The organism is uncultured Wocania sp., assembly GCF_964021735.1.
Lineage (GTDB): Bacteria > Bacteroidota > Bacteroidia > Flavobacteriales > Flavobacteriaceae > Wocania_A.
This window is the reverse complement of record NZ_CAXIBN010000001.1, coordinates 46357-64061: the sequence shown is the minus strand read 5'-3', so window position 1 is coordinate 64061 and position 17705 is coordinate 46357. Positions and strand designations below refer to the sequence as shown.

Genomic DNA, 17705 nt, shown 5'->3' with positions numbered 1-17705 from the left:
AATGAGCAAAATGATGAAGATGATGCAAGGTGGTGGCGGTAAAAAAATGATGCAAATGATGAAGAATATGCGCTAGTTTATAGTCTCAGTCTCAGTTTGCAGTTAAAAGAAATATGGATTTTAAACAATTATTGGCTTACAAAAAGGCATTTGATTTAGCAATGGATATTTTTGAAATATCGAAATCCTTTCCAAAAGAAGAAACCTATTCTTTAACAGATCAAATAAGAAGAAGTTCACGTTCAGTATGTGCAAATATCTCGGAAGCTTATCGGAAAAGAAGGTATCCAAAACATTTTATTAGTAAATTGACTGATGCAGATGGAGAAAACTCTGAAACTAACACATGGCTAGATTTTGCATTGGCTTGTAACTATATTTCGTCTGGAGATTACGCAAAATGCATAGAAAAAGTAAAGAAATAGGGAAGCTAATAAATTATATGATTAACAACCCAGATAAATTTAGAGTAAAAACTGAAAACTAATTATAAGTATGAGTAAGTCAGCAGAGTAAGAGCTGCGACTGAAAACTGCGACTGAAAACTATTTAGTATGACAATTTTAGACGGAAAAAAAACGAGCAATGAGATTAAAGAAGAAATAGCTAATCATGTTAGCTCTATGGTTTCAAAAGGGGAAAGAGTACCACATCTTGCTGCAATTTTGGTAGGTTCTGATGGAGCAAGCATGACTTACGTTAATGCTAAAGTAAAAGCCTGTAAACTTGTTGGGTTTAACTCTACGCTTATTGAATTGCCCGAATACACTTCAGAAGAAGATTTGCTAGAAAAGATTAACGAATTAAACACAAATGATGATATTGATGGATTTATAGTACAATTACCTTTACCAGAACAAATTGATGAGCAAAAGGTTTTAATGGCTGTTAATCCAGATAAGGATGTAGATGGATTTCATCCCGTAAATGTTGGAAGAATGGCTTTAGATTTACCAACATTTTTGCCAGCTACTCCATACGGTATTATGGAATTGTTGGAGCGTTATCAAATAGAAACTTCTGGAAAAAATGTTGTTGTGATGGGGCGTAGCCACATTGTTGGTCGTCCAATGAGTATATTGATGAGCCAGAAACGAAAGGCAGGTGATGCAACTGTAACGGTTGTTCATAGCCGTTCAAAAAACTTATCAGAAATAACTAGAGAAGCTGATATAATTGTTGCTGCCATTGGAATTTCAGAGTTTTTAACCGGAGACATGGTAAAAGAAGATGTTGTAATTATTGATGTAGGAATTACTCGTGTTCCCGATGCAACCAAGAAAAATGGGTATAGATTGGCAGGTGATGTGGATTTTGAAAGTGTAAGTAAAAAGGCTAGTTATATTACTCCTGTTCCTGGTGGTGTTGGACCAATGACGATTGCCATGTTACTTAAAAACACATTATTAGCAAGAGAAAGACATTCAAACTAGTGGTTATAATTTTATTAAATTGCGTTATGAATTTCATTATTTATAACGCAATTTTTTTATTTAAAAGAGTTGCTATTGGTAGTTTTGAGCATATACTACCAATTCTTTTTTCGGTTATATTTTGTATTTTATTTATTAAATACTCCAAACAAAAATTAAGTAAAAAGCAACAGCAGAAAGCGTTACACGTATTTGGGTGTTTAGTTTCAATTACTGTATTTGGATATCATTTGCATAGCATAAGTATGGGTAATTACAATATTACTACTGATTTACCTTTGTACTTATGTAGTTTAATAGCATTACTAATACCTGTTTTCACCTATTACAGAAAGTTTTGGATGTTCGAAATATTACTTTTTTGGATAATAGCAGGAACAACACAAGGTATTTTAACACCAGATATTGCACAAGGGTTTCCAGCATTCGATTATTTTAGATATTGGGTGGTTCATTTGGGGCTTTTAATTATTATTTTTTATGCCATTTTTGTGTTTAAAATGAAACCAACTTTTAAAAGTATTTTTAAATCATTCTTTGCATTGCAGTTTTACGTTATTTTTATGGTTGTTATTAATTACGTTTTAAATGCTAATTATTTTTATTTAAATGAAAAGCCACAGTCTGCATCGGTACTAGATTATTTTGGGGAATGGCCATTTTATATAATTGTAGTACAGATAATAATAATCCCCTATTTTTTATTGATTTATTTACCATTTTTTTTAGCTGAAAGAAAGCGTAAAAAACTGGAAACTACTATTTAGTAAACAATTGCTCAACATCTTTAAAGGCTTTAAACTCTAAAGCATTACCAGATGGATCATAAAAAAACATAGTGGCTTGTTCGCCTACTAAACCTTCAAACCTAATATAAGGTTCTATAACAAATTCAATATTTTTACTTTTTAAATCTTCCGCGAAAGCGTGAAAAGTTTCCCAATCTAAAACGACTCCAAAATGGGGTACAGGTACAGATTTTCCATCAACAGGATTTGTGTGTAACTCTAACTCTTGGTTAGATTTGGGTTTGTAATGAATAACTAATTGATGTCCAAAAAAGTTAAAATCTATCCAATGGGTACTACTTCGTCCTTCTTCGCAATTTAAAATATCGCGATAAAATGTTCTACAAGCTTCTAAATTATAAACAGGAATTGCTAAATGAAAAGGAGATGCCATGTTTGATATAATTTTACTTTTTTATTCTATTTGTAGATGCTATATATTCTTTGTTAGATGTGCTAATTAATCTATTTAATTCGCTAAGCTCATCTTTGGTAAGTTCTCTGTATCCGCCTAAAGGCATATCGAGTTTTATATTCATTATTCGAATACGCTTTAAGGTTTCAACCTCGTAAGTTAAATATTCGCACATGCGACGAATTTGCCTGTTTAATCCTTGAGTTAAAATAATACTAAACGTATTTGAATTTATTTTTTTGACTTCACATTTTTTTGTCGTTTGCCCTAAGTCTTCAAGATAAATACCGTTAGACATTCTATTAATAAACGTTTGCGAAATGGGTTTATCAACTGTAACAATATATTCTTTTTCGTGATTATTACTTGCTCTAAGAATCTTGTTTACAATATCGCCATCGTCTGTTAAAAGTATTAAACCTTCGCTGGGTTTGTCTAATCTACCTATAGGAAAAATACGTTTTGAGTAATTAATAAAATCGATAATATTATCTTTTTCTACACTTGTATCTGTAGTGCAAACTATTCCGACGGGTTTGTTAAACGCTAAGTAAACAAAAGATTCTTTAGTGTTTTTAATTTCTTTTCCATCAACATGTACAATATCATTTAGTGTAATTTTTGTTCCCATTTCTGGTACTACACCGTTAATTGTAACTCTACCAGCTTCAATTAATTTATCTGCTTCTCTGCGCGAGCAATATCCAGCTTCGCTTAAAAATTTGTTGATTCGTTTTAATCCTTCACTCATGGCTCAAAAGTACAATAAACTTAGGTGTTTAAAAATTCTATTATATGATTATAGACTTTATCTGACTTAAGCCCGTGACCAAACCCCATGGTTTTAATTAGTTCGGCATTTTGATAATGTTTTTTAATTTCTAAAGCATCTCTGTAAGGAATAATTCTGTCTTTTTTATCGTGAATAATTAACCCCTTTGCTTGAATGTTTTTTGAAAAATTTGCTACAGTAAAATATTCTGGTAAATATCCAAAATGTTTTAAATAGTATATGTTTATAGCTTTAATAACATTTTTATTAAACCCCATCATGTTATTATAATTTTTAACCAAGCCAATAAAGTTTGAAGGAGCTCCTAGTGAAATTAATTTTTTAATAGATAATTTATTGTTGCTATCTAATGCAATAGCACTAGCTGTACCGCCAACAGAATGCCCAATAATGGTATCGACTTTAAATTGTTTTAGAGTAGCATTAATGCATTCTGAATATAACAAAGCGTTGAATGTTTTGCTTCCAGAATTACCATGAGCAGGTGCATCTAAAGCAATAACCGTATAATCTAGATTTCGAAGTATCTCGATTAAATCCTTCCATCTAAAAGAGTTGCTTTCCCAACCATGTGCAAGTAGAACGGTTTCTTTATTTCCTTTCCAGTGATATGTTTTTAGGGTGAAATTATTGTAAATAATGTCTTTTTCTATAGCGGATTTAAGATAATTTATTTCCTCTTCTTTTAGCTTACCCTTTCTTGGTTTTGAAAAAATGTAAATCGCTATTTTTGCTGCACGTGAAGATGAAAAATAACTTATAAGGTTTATAGAAAAACCAATAATTTTTGGAAGATACTGCTTCATTTAATCCTCTCTATTTACTAAATTCATAGAAAATGCAGGCGTGCAAATGGCAATATATTCGCAAGTTTCTTTAAACGGATTGGAATATTGTACTCTTGTATTTTTTTTAATTTTGATAGATTCACCAGCTTTTAAAACAACGGTTTCGTTTTCAATAATAAATTGTTTTTTGCCTTTGATAATGAATGTGTATTCATCAAATTCTGGAGTTTGAAAAGGTTCGCTCCAACCTGCTGGTGCTTTCATGTGTGCGATACTTATTTTAGAATTCCTATCGGTTGCTATTCCAAAATGTTCGCTTATAATTTTACCATCGTTAGTTGGTACGATAAAAGGCTTGTTTTGTATGGTGTATTTTTTTTGAGGCATATTTTTATTGTAATACAATTTTTGTTAATTCGATTATTTCATCGGTTTTTTCTTAATCATTCCGCCTTTTAAATCTTTAACAACGCCCATAATAACAAAGGCTTTTTCATCAATTTTATCAATTTCAGTCTGCAGTTTAGCAAGTTCTAATCGTGTTACAATAGTGTAAATGATGTCTTTGTCGTAGCTTTCTCCATTACTTCCAAAACCGCCTTTTCCTGCATAAATGGTGCAAGCCCGCCCTAGCTTTTTTGTAAGCATAAGTCGTAATTCTTCATGTTTATTCGAAATTATAGTAACGCCTACATATTCTTCAACACCATCAACTACAAAATCTACGGTTTTTGCTGCTGCTAAATATGTTAATATAGCGTAAAGAGCTGTTTCCATAGATAAAATATAACCACCTATAGAGAAGATTATAATGTTAATAAGTAACAATACATCGCCAATGGTGAGCGATAATTTTCTACCCAAATAAATGGCTAAAACTTCGGTGCCATCAATAACGCTCCCACCTCGCATAGACATTCCAATTCCTAAACCTAAAAAGAAACCACCAAAAACAGCAATTAATAATTTGTCTTCTGTAATAATTGGGTAGTCTACAAAATGAACAACAAATGCTAAAAGGGTAATGGCTACAATACTTCTTAAAGCAAATTTATTGCCTATGGTTTTAGAAGCTAGAAATACAAAAGGCAGGTTAACTAGTACTAATAATAATCCTAAATTTAAGGATGTTATATGTTCTAATAATAGTGAGATTCCAGTGGCACCACCGTCTATAAATTTATTAGGTAATAAAAAACCTTTTAAACCAAAACCAGCAGAAAACACACCAATTAATATGAAAATATATTCTTTAATACCATGAGACAGTTCTACTTTTAGTTTTCTAACAGCAGGAGCAAGTTCATTTGTATTTATTGGTTTGTTTGTGTGTTTATCTTCAAGCCTTTTGCGAGCGATATTAACTAAAAGCTTTGAGATAAGTGGATTCATAGGATTTGTTTTATTAAATTTTACTCCAATTTAAGAAAAAGTATTTCACTTTTGCATCATCAGGAATATGTGCAGATTCAATATTTAAATTCATATCGAAACGAAGGTTTGCAGGTAGTTCTTTTTTATCAATTGTAAAAGCAGCATTAATGTCGTTTACAGAAATTACAATAGAATTTATTAAATTGTCTATTCTTGAAATTTTATAATTATTTGTGATGTCTTTAAAAGTGCTTAAAGTTGTTATGTTTTTATCAGTTTTAAAACGAGGATCGAAAATTTGAACACTTTGTATAACCGAGGTTGAATCTAAAGATTGTCTTGGGGTTAACGATAATAGTTTTTTACCACCTTTTTCAAAAATTTTAATATCACTATTGTTACCAGTAAACTCATCACCACTAATAAGTTTTACAACTGAATCTTTACTAAAGACTAGTTCTAAATCTTTAACTTGAGTAGAGTCGGTTAGTAGTCCAACATGGTGTTTGCTAATTTGAAAAGGGTCTTGTTCCTTTTTGCAACTAACTACAAATAGGGTTAAGATTATGAGGCTGAAAATTGATTTGTGCATTGATTATTTTTTATTAGAATTATTGAAGTGTTGATATTTGATTATTTTTTTAAAACTTTATTTAAAATGCCAAAAACACTTCTTATAAATGTAGCACTTGTAAGTACTTTAACTATGGGATTTATACGTGTACTTTTTCGTCTTGTTGATAAAGCTCGTTGTTTAGATTCTACTTTTTTAAGTGCTTCTCTCTCTTGTCGCGCTTTTTCTTTGGTTTCTTCAGCTTCAGCTTGTTTTATTTTTTCGTTGAGCATTTCGTAAGCACTTTCTCTATCAATAGCTTCATTATACTTTTTAACCATTTTAGATTCAGATAATAAATTGCTCAATTCGCTATCGGTTAAAACATCCATTCTGCTCATTGGTGCGCGCATCATGGTTGCTGCAAGTGGTGTTGGTCGCCCTTTTTCATCTAAAGCCGAGACTAAAGCTTCGCCAATACCTAAGGATGTTAAAACTTCGGTAGTATCGTAATACTCAGAATCTGGATAATTTTGTGCGGTTAGTTTAATGGCTTTTCTATCTTTTGCAGTAAAAGCTCTTAAAGCATGTTGCACTTTTAAACCTAATTGACTTAAAACAGCTTCGGGAACATCGGTTGGATTTTGGGTTACAAAATATAATCCGACACCTTTACTGCGTATTAACTTTACTATGCTTTCAATTTGATTTAATAGGGCTTTTGATGCTTCGTTAAAAATTAAATGTGCTTCGTCAATAAACATAATAAGTTCTGGCCTATCGCTATCACCTTGTTCTGGGAAAGTTGAATAAATTTCAGCCAATAAACTTAACATAAATGTTGAGAATAGTTTGGGTCTATCTTGAATGTCGGTAAGTCTGATAATGTTAATGTAGCCTCTACCATCTTTATCAACACGTAATAAATCATCAACATCAAAAGAGGTTTCGCCAAAAAATAGATCAGCACCTTGTTGCTCTAACTCAATAACTTTTCTTAGGATTGCGCCTGTTGATGCTGTTGATATTCTGCCATAAGCTTCGGTAAATTCTTTTTTACCTTCGTTAGTGGCATATTGTAATATTTTTTTAAAATCTTTTAAATCAAGAATAGGATATTTATTATCGTCGCAGTATTGGAAAATAACAGCTACTACACCAGATTGGGTTTCAGATAAACCTAAAATACGCGATAGTAAAACAGGACCAAATTCACTAACAGTAGCTCTTAACCTAACACCATCTTGCTCAGAAAGTGTTAAAATTTCAACAGGAAACGATTTAGCTTCAAATGGTAATCCAATTTTTTCGTGGCGTTCGTTAATTTTAGGATGCCCAGGACTTGGTTGCGCTAATCCGCTTAAATCACCTTTTATATCCATAAGTAAAACAGGAATACCTTTATCACTTAAATTTTCGGCTAAAACTTGTAACGATTTGGTTTTACCAGTACCTGTGGCTCCAGCAATTAAACCATGACGATTCATGGTTTTTAAAGGAATTTTTACATGTGCACCTGTAACAGTTTCACCATTTAACATTGCAGCACCAATGGGAATAAAATCGCCTTTGGTGGTATTGCCCTCAGAGATATGCTTAAAAAAATTTTCCTTATTACTCATGCCTAATAATTTTGCATAAAAATACAGGAAAAATGAAGAAGAAAAAAATAAGGTTTTTAGTAAATAAAGTTAATTATTTTATTCTTTCAATGTAAATATTTGAGGTGCCAACACTTCTAAAATTTGCTGGGGCACTATTTCCACCTCTTATAGTTTGTACACTTATGGTTTGTCCTGCTATAATATTAAAAACCTCGGTTATATGTAATGATGCTTCATTATGGTTATTAGCACGCCTTACATAGCCTGTATTGGCAATAGCTCCTGTTGGTGTTCCATTAATTGCTAATCGAGCCTCTACAGAAACACGCTGATGAGTATTGTTACCCACACTTGGCACAGTATAAGCAATATTAGTAGTAATCCTATATCTTCCAGTAGTGTTTATAGTTATTGTATTTCCAGATTGGGAATACAACGTAGTATCATCATTCCAATCTAATAATCCAAAAATAGGAATATTAGTATATGACGAAGAGTTTAAATTAGACGTTATGTCTGTGTTACTATATTTTACAGAGTTTCCATGAGAAATTTTACTCCAGTCTGGTATTGCCGTGGTGCCACAATTAAACTGAAACTCATTTAAATCAGTATTATATATCATTAATCCGTTAGCTGGATTAACTATAGCATTAATTTGAACAGTAGTAAGTCTAGGGATAAGGACTCCTTTGTCTGTAGATTCTACATCAAGTATAGACGAAGCATCTGGATTTGTTGTGCCAATACCAACTTGAGCGGCACTGTAATAATAGCTGCAGCAAAGCAGTATTATTAAATACGCAGTTTTTTTCATTTGAGAGAGAGGTTGAGAGCAATTTACTTTAAAATTTTAATAAGACACGAAAGTAGGTAATTTCATTTGGAAATCAAAATAGCAAATTTATAATAGGAATACGTATCTTTGCAAACTATGAAAAAAGAGCTTCAAAGTTTAGTTGATAAAGGTGAAATGTTACCATTAATGGAAGAGTTTTATACTATCCAAGGAGAAGGGTATCATAAAGGCACTGCGGCTTATTTTATTAGAATTGGAGGATGCGATGTGGGTTGCCATTGGTGCGATGTAAAAGAAAGTTGGAATGCCGATTTACATCCGCCAACCCATACAAACAAAATTGTAGAAAATGCAAAAAAATATAGTGATACTATTGTAATAACTGGAGGAGAACCTTTAACTTGGGATATGACGCTTTTAACTAATAAGCTTAAAGCTGAAGGCTTACAAATACATATTGAAACCTCTGGCGCTTATAAATTGACAGGAACTTGGGATTGGATTTGTTTGTCTCCTAAAAAAATGAAACTTCCAACTAAAGAGGTTTACGAAAAAGCACACGAACTTAAAGTGATTGTATATAATAAAGACGATTTTCGCTTTGCAGAAGAACAAGCTTCTAAAGTAAATAAAGATTGCATTTTATATTTGCAACCAGAATGGAGTAAACGTGATAAAGTTGTTCCAGAAATTGTAGATTATGTAATGGCAAATCCTAAATGGAAAGTGTCGCTACAAACGCATAAATATTTAAATATTCCGTAAATTCATTGTTCATCGGTTTTTCTAAACTAAAAATATCCATAAAGATTAAAAAATCTTTATGGATATTTTTAGTTTTGTTCAACGTCTTATTTAGTAAACGGAACTGTTACTCTTGTCGTTCCCCATCCTAAATGCATATTTACACCATCGTCAGTTTTATTAAAAGCTATAGAGAAGTTTTCAATAGATTCTTCATCTGATGTAACAGGAGCATTAACCCTAACAACATCATTTGCTTCTTTGTAAGAGTAAGCACCCCAAACATTAATGTCTGAGTTTAAAATAATAGTCCATTCATTTTCTCCTGGAATTGTAAAAAGCGAATAGGTTCCAGCTTTAACATTTTTTCCTGCTATTTTCATATCGTTGTAAAGAGTAATTTCAGCAGCTTCATTAGCACCTGTTCTCCAAACTTTTCCATTTGGGGCTAATTTACTTAGAGATCTTCCTTTTAGAAAAGGTCTGCTATATACTATTTTTATTAAAGCAGGAGCATTTCTTTCAGTTCTATAAAATGAAGCATCTAATGGGCTTTTGTCCACTTTTGCGAACTCTTGAGCGTTTACATTAGTTGATAAAAGCATAACAAAAGCAATGGCTGTAATACATGATAATTTTTTCATAATAATTCTTAAGTTTTTAGAATGTTTTAAAGGTAATGGGATATTCTCTTAATATTTTTATAAAAGTCGTTTCAGAATGTTAAAGTTTACATTTTTCAAGAAGGTCTTTCTAAAAATTAATTTTATAGTTTCATATTTATCTAAATACTTATTAAATAGTTTTAATTTGTAACGAATTATTCGCTTTGTGTTTTTATAATAAAACTATAATAGCATTTTTGTATCATTAATTAGAATAAAATATATTAAAAGATAAAGATTATGTGTGGAATTGTATGTGCATTCGATTTAAAGCAAAAGGCTGAAGATTTAAGACCTCAAATATTAGAAATGTCTAAAACCATTCGTCATCGTGGACCAGATTGGAGTGGAATTTATAGTGACGACAAAGCAATAATGGCACATGAGCGTTTGGCTATAGTAGATCCAGCCTCAGGAAAGCAGCCACTTTTTAGTGAAGATAAAAAGTTAATTCTAGCAGCAAATGGTGAGATTTATAACCACAGAGAATTACGTAAACAGTTTGAAGGTAAATATACATTTCAAACAGAAAGCGATTGCGAAGTTATTTTGGCATTGTATAAAGAAAAGGGAGTAGATTTTGTAGATGAAATGAACGGTATTTTTGGCTTCGCTATTTACGATGTTGAAAAAGATGAATATTTTGTAGCAAGAGACCACATGGGAATTATTCCACTTTATATAGGTTGGGATCAAAACGGAACATTCTATGTAGCTTCAGAATTAAAAGCTTTAGAAGGTGTTTGTACTAAAATAGAATTGTTCCCTCCAGGGCATTATTTAAGCAGTAAAGATGGTGAGTTTGTAAAATGGTATAACAGAGAATGGACAGAATATGATGCGGTTAAAGATAACGAAACCAGTATCAGCGAGATAAAAGAAGCGCTTGAAGCTGCGGTACACAGACAATTAATGAGTGATGTGCCTTACGGTGTTTTGTTATCAGGTGGTTTAGATTCATCTGTTACTTCAGCAATAGCGAAAAAATATGCAGAAAAACGTATAGAATCTGATGACAAACAAGCAGCTTGGTGGCCACAATTGCATTCATTTTCAGTAGGGTTAGAAGGTTCTCCAGATTTGGCTGCAGCACAAAAAGTAGCAGATCATATAGGAACCATTCACCACGAAATTAAGTTTACTATTCAAGAAGGATTAGATGCTATTCGCGATGTGATTTATAATTTAGAAACTTATGATATTACTACCATTAGAGCTAGTACGCCTATGTACTTAATGGCTCGTGTTATTAAATCGATGGGAATTAAAATGGTGTTATCTGGAGAAGGAGCAGATGAATTATTTGGGGGTTATTTGTACTTTCATAAAGCACCTAATGCTCAAGAATTTCATGAAGAAACCGTGCGTAAATTAAGCAAGCTTCATATGTACGATTGTTTAAGAGCTAACAAAAGTTTAGCAGCATGGGGAATTGAAGGTCGTGTTCCATTTTTAGATAAAGAATTCATGGATGTTGCGATGAGAATTAACCCTCAAGACAAGATGATTAACGGTGAGCGTATGGAAAAATGGGTAGTACGTAAGGCTTTTGAAGATATGTTGCCTGAAAGTGTAGCTTGGAGGCAAAAAGAGCAATTTAGCGATGGTGTTGGTTACAGTTGGATTGATACGCTTAAAGAGGTTGTTAATAACGCTGTAAGCGATGAGCAAATCCAAAATGCACATTTCAGATTTCCAATCCAAACACCACAAAACAAAGAAGAGTTTTATTACCGTTCTATTTTCGAAGAGCATTTCCCGAGCGATGCAGCAGCTTTATGTGTACCACAAGAGCCTAGTGTAGCATGTAGTACAAAAATTGCCTTAGAATGGGATGAGGCATTTAAAAACATGAATGACCCATCGGGTAGAGCAGTAGCAAAAGTACACGATGATGCTTATTAATTGAGTATTCAGTTATATATTTTTATTAGTAAAGACCAGCTTTGTGTTGGTCTTTTTCATTATAATAAAATCTAAAATATGCGTTTTAAGGCATTTTATGATTTTTTAGATTTAATAACGATTTAAAAAACTATAAAATCAATTTTAAGATGCTTTTTAGTCGATTTAAGAGCGTTTTGAGTAATTAACAATTGTTGATAATTATTAAGCAAACATGCTAAAAGGCTTTTTAAAGGCTTTTTAATTTTGTATATTTGTTTGTATTCAAAAGGATGCTTTATAGCGTCTTTTTTTGTGAAAAAAATAACCAGAATAGATCATAAATAATATAAATATGAGCGAAAAAAAAGAAGAATTTAACAAGCATAATTATTCGGCAGATAGTATTCAGGCTTTAGAGGGTATGGAGCACGTGCGTATGCGTCCATCCATGTATATTGGAGATGTTGGTACGCGTGGTCTACACCATTTAGTTTACGAGGTTGTAGATAACTCAATTGATGAAGCTTTAGCTGGACACTGTAATAATATTACAGTAATTATTAATGAGGATAATTCGATTACTACTGAGGATGATGGTCGTGGTATTCCTGTAGATTTACATAAAAAAGAAGGCGTTTCTGCACTTGAGGTTGTTATGACTAAAATAGGAGCAGGTGGTAAGTTTGATAAAGATTCTTATAAGGTTTCTGGTGGGTTGCACGGTGTTGGTGTTAGTTGTGTTAATGCACTTTCTGAACATTTAAAAGCTACCGTTTTTAGAGAAGGTAAAGTTTATGAGCAAGAATACGAGCGCGGTAAAGCTATGTATCCAGTTAAACATATTGGCGAAACTGATAAAAGAGGAACTACGGTAACCTTTAAGCCAGACTCAACTATCTTTACACAAACACTAGAGTATAGTTATGATACTTTAGCAAGTCGTTTACGGGAATTAGCTTATTTAAATAAGGGAATTACTATTCATTTAGTCGATAAAAGAACTAAAAAAGAAGATGGTGAATATGAAGGTGAAACATTTCATTCTACAGAAGGACTAAAAGAATTTATAAAGTATTTAGATGCAACTCGTGAGCCTTTAATGAAAGATGTAATTGCTTTTGAAGGTGAAAAAAATGGGGTGCCTGTTGAGGTAGCCATGATTTATAATACATCCTATGCTGAAAATTTACATTCTTATGTAAACAATATTAATACACACGAAGGTGGAACACATTTATCTGGTTTTCGTCGTGGATTGACGCATACATTAAAAAAATATGCTGACGAATCTGGAATGTTAGACAAATTGAAGTTTGATATTGCTGGTGACGATTTTCGTGAAGGCTTAACAGCTATTATTTCGGTAAAAGTTCAAGAACCACAATTTGAAGGTCAAACCAAAACCAAATTAGGAAACAGAGAAGTTTCTGCAGCAGTAAGTCAATCTGTTTCAGAAATGTTAACTGATTATTTAGAAGAAAACCCAGACGATGCTAAAATTATTGTACAGAAAGTAATTCTTGCGGCTCAAGCGCGTCATGCAGCTCAAAAGGCTCGTGAAATGGTACAGCGTAAAACGGTAATGAGTATTGGAGGTTTGCCTGGGAAATTATCTGATTGTTCTGAGCAAGATCCTGCAAAATGTGAAGTATTTCTTGTTGAGGGAGATTCGGCAGGTGGAACAGCTAAGCAAGGTCGTGATAGAGCATTTCAAGCTATTCTTCCGCTTCGTGGTAAGATTTTGAATGTTGAAAAAGCCATGACGCACAAAGTTTTTGAAAATGAAGAAATTAAAAACATTTTTACAGCTTTAGGTGTTACTATTGGTACTGAAGAAGATAGTAAAGCTTTAAACCTTTCAAAGTTGCGTTACCATAAAGTAGTAATTATGTGTGATGCAGATATTGATGGTAGCCATATAGCGACGTTAATCTTAACGTTCTTTTTTAGATACATGAAAGAGTTAATTGAAGGCGGACATATTTATATTGCAACACCACCATTATATTTAGTAAAACGTGGTGCTAAAAAACAGTATGCTTGGTCTGATAAAGAACGTGATGAGATTGTTTCAGAATTTGGAGATGGATCAAAAATACAACGTTATAAAGGTCTTGGAGAAATGAATGCAGAGCAACTTTGGGATACTACTATGAACCCAGAATTTAGAACGATGCGTTTAGTTCAAATAGATAATGGTACTGAGGCAGATAGAATTTTCTCAATGTTAATGGGAGACGAGGTTCCTCCTCGTAGAGAATTTATTGAGAAAAATGCTATTTATGCTAATATTGATGCTTAAATAATAATTTATAAAATAAAAAAATAGGCTATCTTTTTTCTGATAGCCTATTTTTTTTTACTGTAAAATGTTTAGAATAATCCTAAACGTACATTTGGAGTACTTACGTTTACTCTTGTGTTTATAGTACTTCTTCTAGGATATCTCTCATAGTAATATCCATCGTACCTGTAATAATAAAATGTTGCGTGGTGATAATAGTAATCACTATGATGACAATTATGGCTACAATGCTCGTAATGTTCTGCATAGGCATCTTTTTTGCCCTTCATATAAGCTTTATAGGCTTTTCTGTCTTTTCTTTTTAAATCACTTTCATAATTTTTTTGATCTTTCCAAAAGGTTTCTTCTTCTGCTTTAGTTGCTGCACTAAATTGTTGTTCATATTTAGCATCTTCTAATGCTCTTTTTTGATAATATGATTTTTTATCAATTTTTGTTTCATTTGATGATTCAGAATCTTGAGCTTGTATCACAAATGAAAAACTTAGAACAATAATAAATACTGATGTTTTAAATATTTTCATGACTTAATAATTTTAATGTTATTAATAATTAACTTTCAATATTAAGACACCTTAAACCTTTTTTACCCTACTATTATTTTAATTTAAATTGGAAAAGTGTCATTTAATTATACATCTATGATTAATAAACCTCGTAGGTTTATATATAAAAAGACCATCAAAAATATTAGTTTTGATGGTCTTTTTGGTTTGAGTTCTTAAGTTTAAAAATCAAAGCCCAATGAGAATTGCCATACTCTATTTTTTGGACTTCCTTCGTCGTAAACATCACCCATTCCTATATGATAACGAATGCCTAAAGATACTCCTGAGTTTGTTTTAAAACCACCACCTAAGTTTATACCCCAATCATAGTTGCTAGGGTTAAATTCTTGAGAGGTATCAAATAAACCAAAGCTGCTATCAAACTCTTCTTTATGAGAAATGGCTAAACCAATTTGAGGACCAGCTTCTAAAAAAAAGTTTTCACTTGGATATATTTTTAGTAGTAATGGTAGATTTATATAATTTAATTTTTGGGTAAAAGTGCCGCCATTATCTTGTAATTCGTAACCTTGTTGTGAGTATAATAATTCAATTTGAAGAGCAACACTTTCGTTTAAAAAAGATTCTCCATAAAAACCCACATGAAATGCATGTCTTTGTCCGGTTTCAGTATCGCCATCAAAATTAACAGCTGCTAAATTATAGCCTAGTTTTATACCAGTATTAGACTTAGTTGAGTTTTTATTTTCTTGTGCTTTTGCATTAAAAAGCACCGTTATAATTAATATTGTTGTTAAAAATTTAGTTTTCATATTTCTATAATTTTGAGTTAAAAAAAATTATTTCCCGCCATTAGCTTGCAAATCAGCTATACATTGCGAATCTAATTGTGGGGCATTACTATTTCCAATTAAATTTGATAGACCATCTCCAGTTTCTGCAGACCAATACATTAAGCAGCTTTCAACATTACAATGTTTAGCATGCTCTGAATCTTCATGGTCATTAACCATATCTGAACCCAGGTTTGTAAGACCTAAAATATGCCCAAACTCATGTGTTATAACTGTTGTTTCTAAAACACTTCTATCGGGTTCAAAAGTACTATTGCTTAAATTTTTAATAGTTTCTTCAAAAATCACAAAAGAGGTGTTTCTATAAGCAGTGCCTAAAACAACACTATTATTAGTGTTTTTGTCTGACTCTCCATCCGCAAAAAATGCCCAAACGGCTATTTGATTATTCGTGTTGTATTTGGTTCTATTTGCATCTTCAATAGTTATAATATCTTGAATGGTGTATTTTGCTTTTCCAGTAGGTGTAATAGCTCTTTTTTCAATAGTAATCCCATTAGGTTTAAAAGTTCGAGCTTCTAAAAATGATTTAAAATTATTAATAGTATTTTGGGTAGGTTCAAACCCTTCAACATAAACAACTTCAATAACCATACTTTTAAATATATTATCAGATAAAAGATCGTTAGATGAAGATCCTGTTGCTTTTTGATTCGCAGTTATATTTACATTATCTGTACCATTATTAAGGTCTGTATTAGTTATGTCTTCTTTAGAACATGAATTTATGAAGACTAAAAGCAAAAGTGTTATTAAAAATTTATGTTTCATTATAATTATTTTTAATTGTTAAAAACAGCTGTCTATTCTTGACAGCTGTTTTACCATAACATACGTAACAAATGCGAATCTAGTTTTATATTTGGGCTAATACTAGAGTTATTGCAGCATTTGTTGTGCTTTGCAGAGAGATCGAACTTTCGGAGTAGCTTGTAACTTCCCATGTATTATTTAATAATTCGAAAGTAGCATTTCCTGAAAAAGTTAGATTTAAAAATACTTCAAGTTCTGATGTTACGGCATATGTACCTTGTACATCATCAATAGTTGCATTTACTGTATGTTTTGCTAAACATGTTAAATCGTTAGCAAAATCTATAGAATAGTTAGCATAATCATTAGCTGTATCAACACCAGCTGTTACAAATGATTCTACTTTAAATGCCCCATCAACTAAAATGCTTTCTAATGTATTAGCCTTTTCTTCAGCCTCTTCTTTAAGTTCGTCTGTAGCTAAACATTCAGTAATTTGAGCTTTTAAATCAATATCGCTTGTAATTTCTACTATAGTATCTCCATTTAAAGTAGCTGTTATTGGATAATTAATTGCAAATTTTTCATCATTACCAAAGTTATTCATGTAAGTGTATAATTGTTTTTCAGACTCAATAACAACACTACCAGTTTGCTCTATGTTTAAGTTGTAAGTTAGAATGGTTATTGGGAAATCTATATCTAAACAATTAATAGCATCTTCAGCATTTTGTTCAGCCTGTTCGCAAGCATTCATAAGTGCATCATACTCTGTTTGATTTGCTATCTGTACTTCTGTATAATTACTTAACTTTACTGAAAGCGGGAATTGAAATTCAATAGAATCCTCATCATTAGTAAACTCTCCAAGTATGTTTAAAACTAAGTTGTATTGAGATTCACTAACAATAGTTATTTCTGTGTTATTAATTGTTGCAGTAACGGGCAATAAAATAGAAGAGCAAGACATGCCGTCTAAAAAGTCATCAAAACTACCATCGTACATTGATGAGCGTTCTAAGTTATTTGCTGTTTCTGAGTTTGCTGAGTTTGTGTTTGGATTTTGTCCATTTTCGTTATCAATTTCATCTTGACAAGACGTTAATCCTAAAAATGATAGAAATAAGATTGCTGTAAATAATTTTAAGGTTTTCATAATACTAATTTTTTGGGTTTATATTTTTTTCTTTTTCATAGCGATTTTTTCGCCTTTCTATAAGTAAGACACCTGTGTTTAAGTTTACCCTACTTTTTATTTAAAAATAATTTTTGTTATTAAATTTATAGAGGCTAAAACGCATACAATCAATACAATTTTTAATAGAGTTTCAACTATCTTAATAATTGTTTCAGATTTCATAATATTATATTTTTGTTTCATATAACTTAAAGACAACTAAAAATTAATTTACCCTATTTTTGTAAAAAGAATAATAACTTA

18 protein-coding genes and 1 pseudogene are annotated in these 17705 nt (G+C 31.7%); 6 read left to right on the top strand and 13 right to left on the bottom strand.

Annotation, left to right across the window (positions count from 1 at the left end; genetic code table 11):
* The first annotated feature begins 113 nt into the window (after positions 1-113).
* From AADI82_RS00335 to AADI82_RS00325, 3 genes and pseudogenes are all read left to right on the top strand, one after another.
* Positions 114-487: pseudogene (locus AADI82_RS00335) on the top strand (four helix bundle protein).
* A 67-nt stretch (positions 488-554) separates the two neighbouring features.
* Positions 555-1433, top strand: a complete 879-nt coding sequence (gene folD / locus AADI82_RS00330; protein ID WP_341214476.1) for a bifunctional methylenetetrahydrofolate dehydrogenase/methenyltetrahydrofolate cyclohydrolase FolD — start codon at positions 555-557, stop codon at positions 1431-1433.
* 26 nt (positions 1434-1459) lie between these two features.
* Positions 1460-2200, top strand: a complete 741-nt coding sequence (locus AADI82_RS00325) for a TIGR02206 family membrane protein (protein ID WP_341214475.1) — start codon at positions 1460-1462, stop codon at positions 2198-2200.
* Here the strand turns inward: AADI82_RS00325 and AADI82_RS00320 are convergent.
* The 8 genes from AADI82_RS00320 to AADI82_RS00285 form a co-directional block, all read right to left on the bottom strand.
* The gene (locus AADI82_RS00320) at positions 2193-2615 is read right to left on the bottom strand and encodes a VOC family protein (protein WP_341214474.1); all 423 of its coding nucleotides are present in this window, start codon (positions 2613-2615) and stop codon (positions 2193-2195) included. The two genes, AADI82_RS00325 and AADI82_RS00320, sit on opposite strands and share 8 nt — an antisense overlap.
* Before the next feature lie 13 nt (positions 2616-2628).
* Positions 2629-3387 (bottom strand): 23S rRNA pseudouridine(2604) synthase RluF, encoded by a 759-nt coding sequence (rluF, locus tag AADI82_RS00315; protein ID WP_341214473.1) that lies wholly within the window; start codon positions 3385-3387, stop codon positions 2629-2631.
* A 20-nt stretch (positions 3388-3407) separates the two neighbouring features.
* Positions 3408-4235: an alpha/beta hydrolase gene (locus AADI82_RS00310; protein WP_341214472.1), complete on the bottom strand. Its 828-nt coding sequence runs from the start codon at positions 4233-4235 to the stop codon at positions 3408-3410.
* Positions 4236-4604: a cupin domain-containing protein gene (locus AADI82_RS00305; RefSeq protein ID WP_341214471.1), complete on the bottom strand. Its 369-nt coding sequence runs from the start codon at positions 4602-4604 to the stop codon at positions 4236-4238.
* A 33-nt stretch (positions 4605-4637) separates the two neighbouring features.
* Complete coding sequence (locus tag AADI82_RS00300; protein ID WP_341214470.1) at positions 4638-5609, bottom strand: YitT family protein; 972 nt, start codon at positions 5607-5609, stop codon at positions 4638-4640.
* Positions 5610-5622: 13 nt separating this feature from the next.
* The gene (locus AADI82_RS00295; protein ID WP_341214469.1) at positions 5623-6183 is read right to left on the bottom strand and encodes a hypothetical protein; all 561 of its coding nucleotides are present in this window, start codon (positions 6181-6183) and stop codon (positions 5623-5625) included.
* Between the two features lie 41 nt (positions 6184-6224).
* Positions 6225-7766, bottom strand: a complete 1542-nt coding sequence (locus AADI82_RS00290; protein ID WP_341214468.1) for a helicase HerA-like domain-containing protein — start codon at positions 7764-7766, stop codon at positions 6225-6227.
* Positions 7767-7839: 73 nt separating this feature from the next.
* Positions 7840-8565 carry a hypothetical protein gene (locus AADI82_RS00285; protein WP_341214467.1) on the bottom strand — a complete coding sequence of 242 codons (726 nt, stop codon included), beginning with the start codon at positions 8563-8565 and terminating at the stop codon, positions 7840-7842.
* A gap of 117 nt (positions 8566-8682) precedes the next feature.
* Here AADI82_RS00285 and AADI82_RS00280 point away from each other — a divergent pair, with 117 nt between their 5' ends.
* Positions 8683-9312, top strand: a complete 630-nt coding sequence (locus AADI82_RS00280; protein ID WP_034044325.1) for a 7-carboxy-7-deazaguanine synthase QueE — start codon at positions 8683-8685, stop codon at positions 9310-9312.
* Between the two features lie 86 nt (positions 9313-9398).
* On the opposite strand, the gene AADI82_RS00275 is transcribed toward AADI82_RS00280, so the two are convergent.
* A complete protein-coding gene (locus AADI82_RS00275) occupies positions 9399-9935 on the bottom strand; it encodes a DUF2911 domain-containing protein (RefSeq protein WP_341214466.1) in 537 nt (178 codons plus the stop codon).
* A 261-nt stretch (positions 9936-10196) separates the two neighbouring features.
* Here AADI82_RS00275 and asnB point away from each other — a divergent pair, with 261 nt between their 5' ends.
* On the top strand, positions 10197-11861 hold the full coding sequence (gene asnB, locus AADI82_RS00270; protein WP_341214465.1) for an asparagine synthase B: 1665 nt from the start codon (positions 10197-10199) through the stop codon (positions 11859-11861).
* A gap of 334 nt (positions 11862-12195) precedes the next feature.
* Positions 12196-14145 carry a DNA topoisomerase (ATP-hydrolyzing) subunit B gene (gene gyrB, locus AADI82_RS00265; RefSeq protein ID WP_034044334.1) on the top strand — a complete coding sequence of 650 codons (1950 nt, stop codon included), beginning with the start codon at positions 12196-12198 and terminating at the stop codon, positions 14143-14145.
* Between the two features lie 71 nt (positions 14146-14216).
* On the opposite strand, the gene AADI82_RS00260 is transcribed toward gyrB, so the two are convergent.
* The 4 genes from AADI82_RS00260 to AADI82_RS00245 form a co-directional block, all read right to left on the bottom strand.
* Positions 14217-14672 carry a hypothetical protein gene (locus AADI82_RS00260; protein ID WP_341214464.1) on the bottom strand — a complete coding sequence of 152 codons (456 nt, stop codon included), beginning with the start codon at positions 14670-14672 and terminating at the stop codon, positions 14217-14219.
* Positions 14673-14875: 203 nt separating this feature from the next.
* The gene (locus tag AADI82_RS00255) at positions 14876-15469 is read right to left on the bottom strand and encodes a porin family protein (protein ID WP_341214463.1); all 594 of its coding nucleotides are present in this window, start codon (positions 15467-15469) and stop codon (positions 14876-14878) included.
* Between the two features lie 27 nt (positions 15470-15496).
* Positions 15497-16282 carry a membrane metalloprotease gene (locus AADI82_RS00250; protein ID WP_341214462.1) on the bottom strand — a complete coding sequence of 262 codons (786 nt, stop codon included), beginning with the start codon at positions 16280-16282 and terminating at the stop codon, positions 15497-15499.
* Between the two features lie 85 nt (positions 16283-16367).
* The gene (locus tag AADI82_RS00245) at positions 16368-17420 is read right to left on the bottom strand and encodes a hypothetical protein (protein WP_341214461.1); all 1053 of its coding nucleotides are present in this window, start codon (positions 17418-17420) and stop codon (positions 16368-16370) included.
* Positions 17421-17705: the final 285 nt, after the last annotated feature.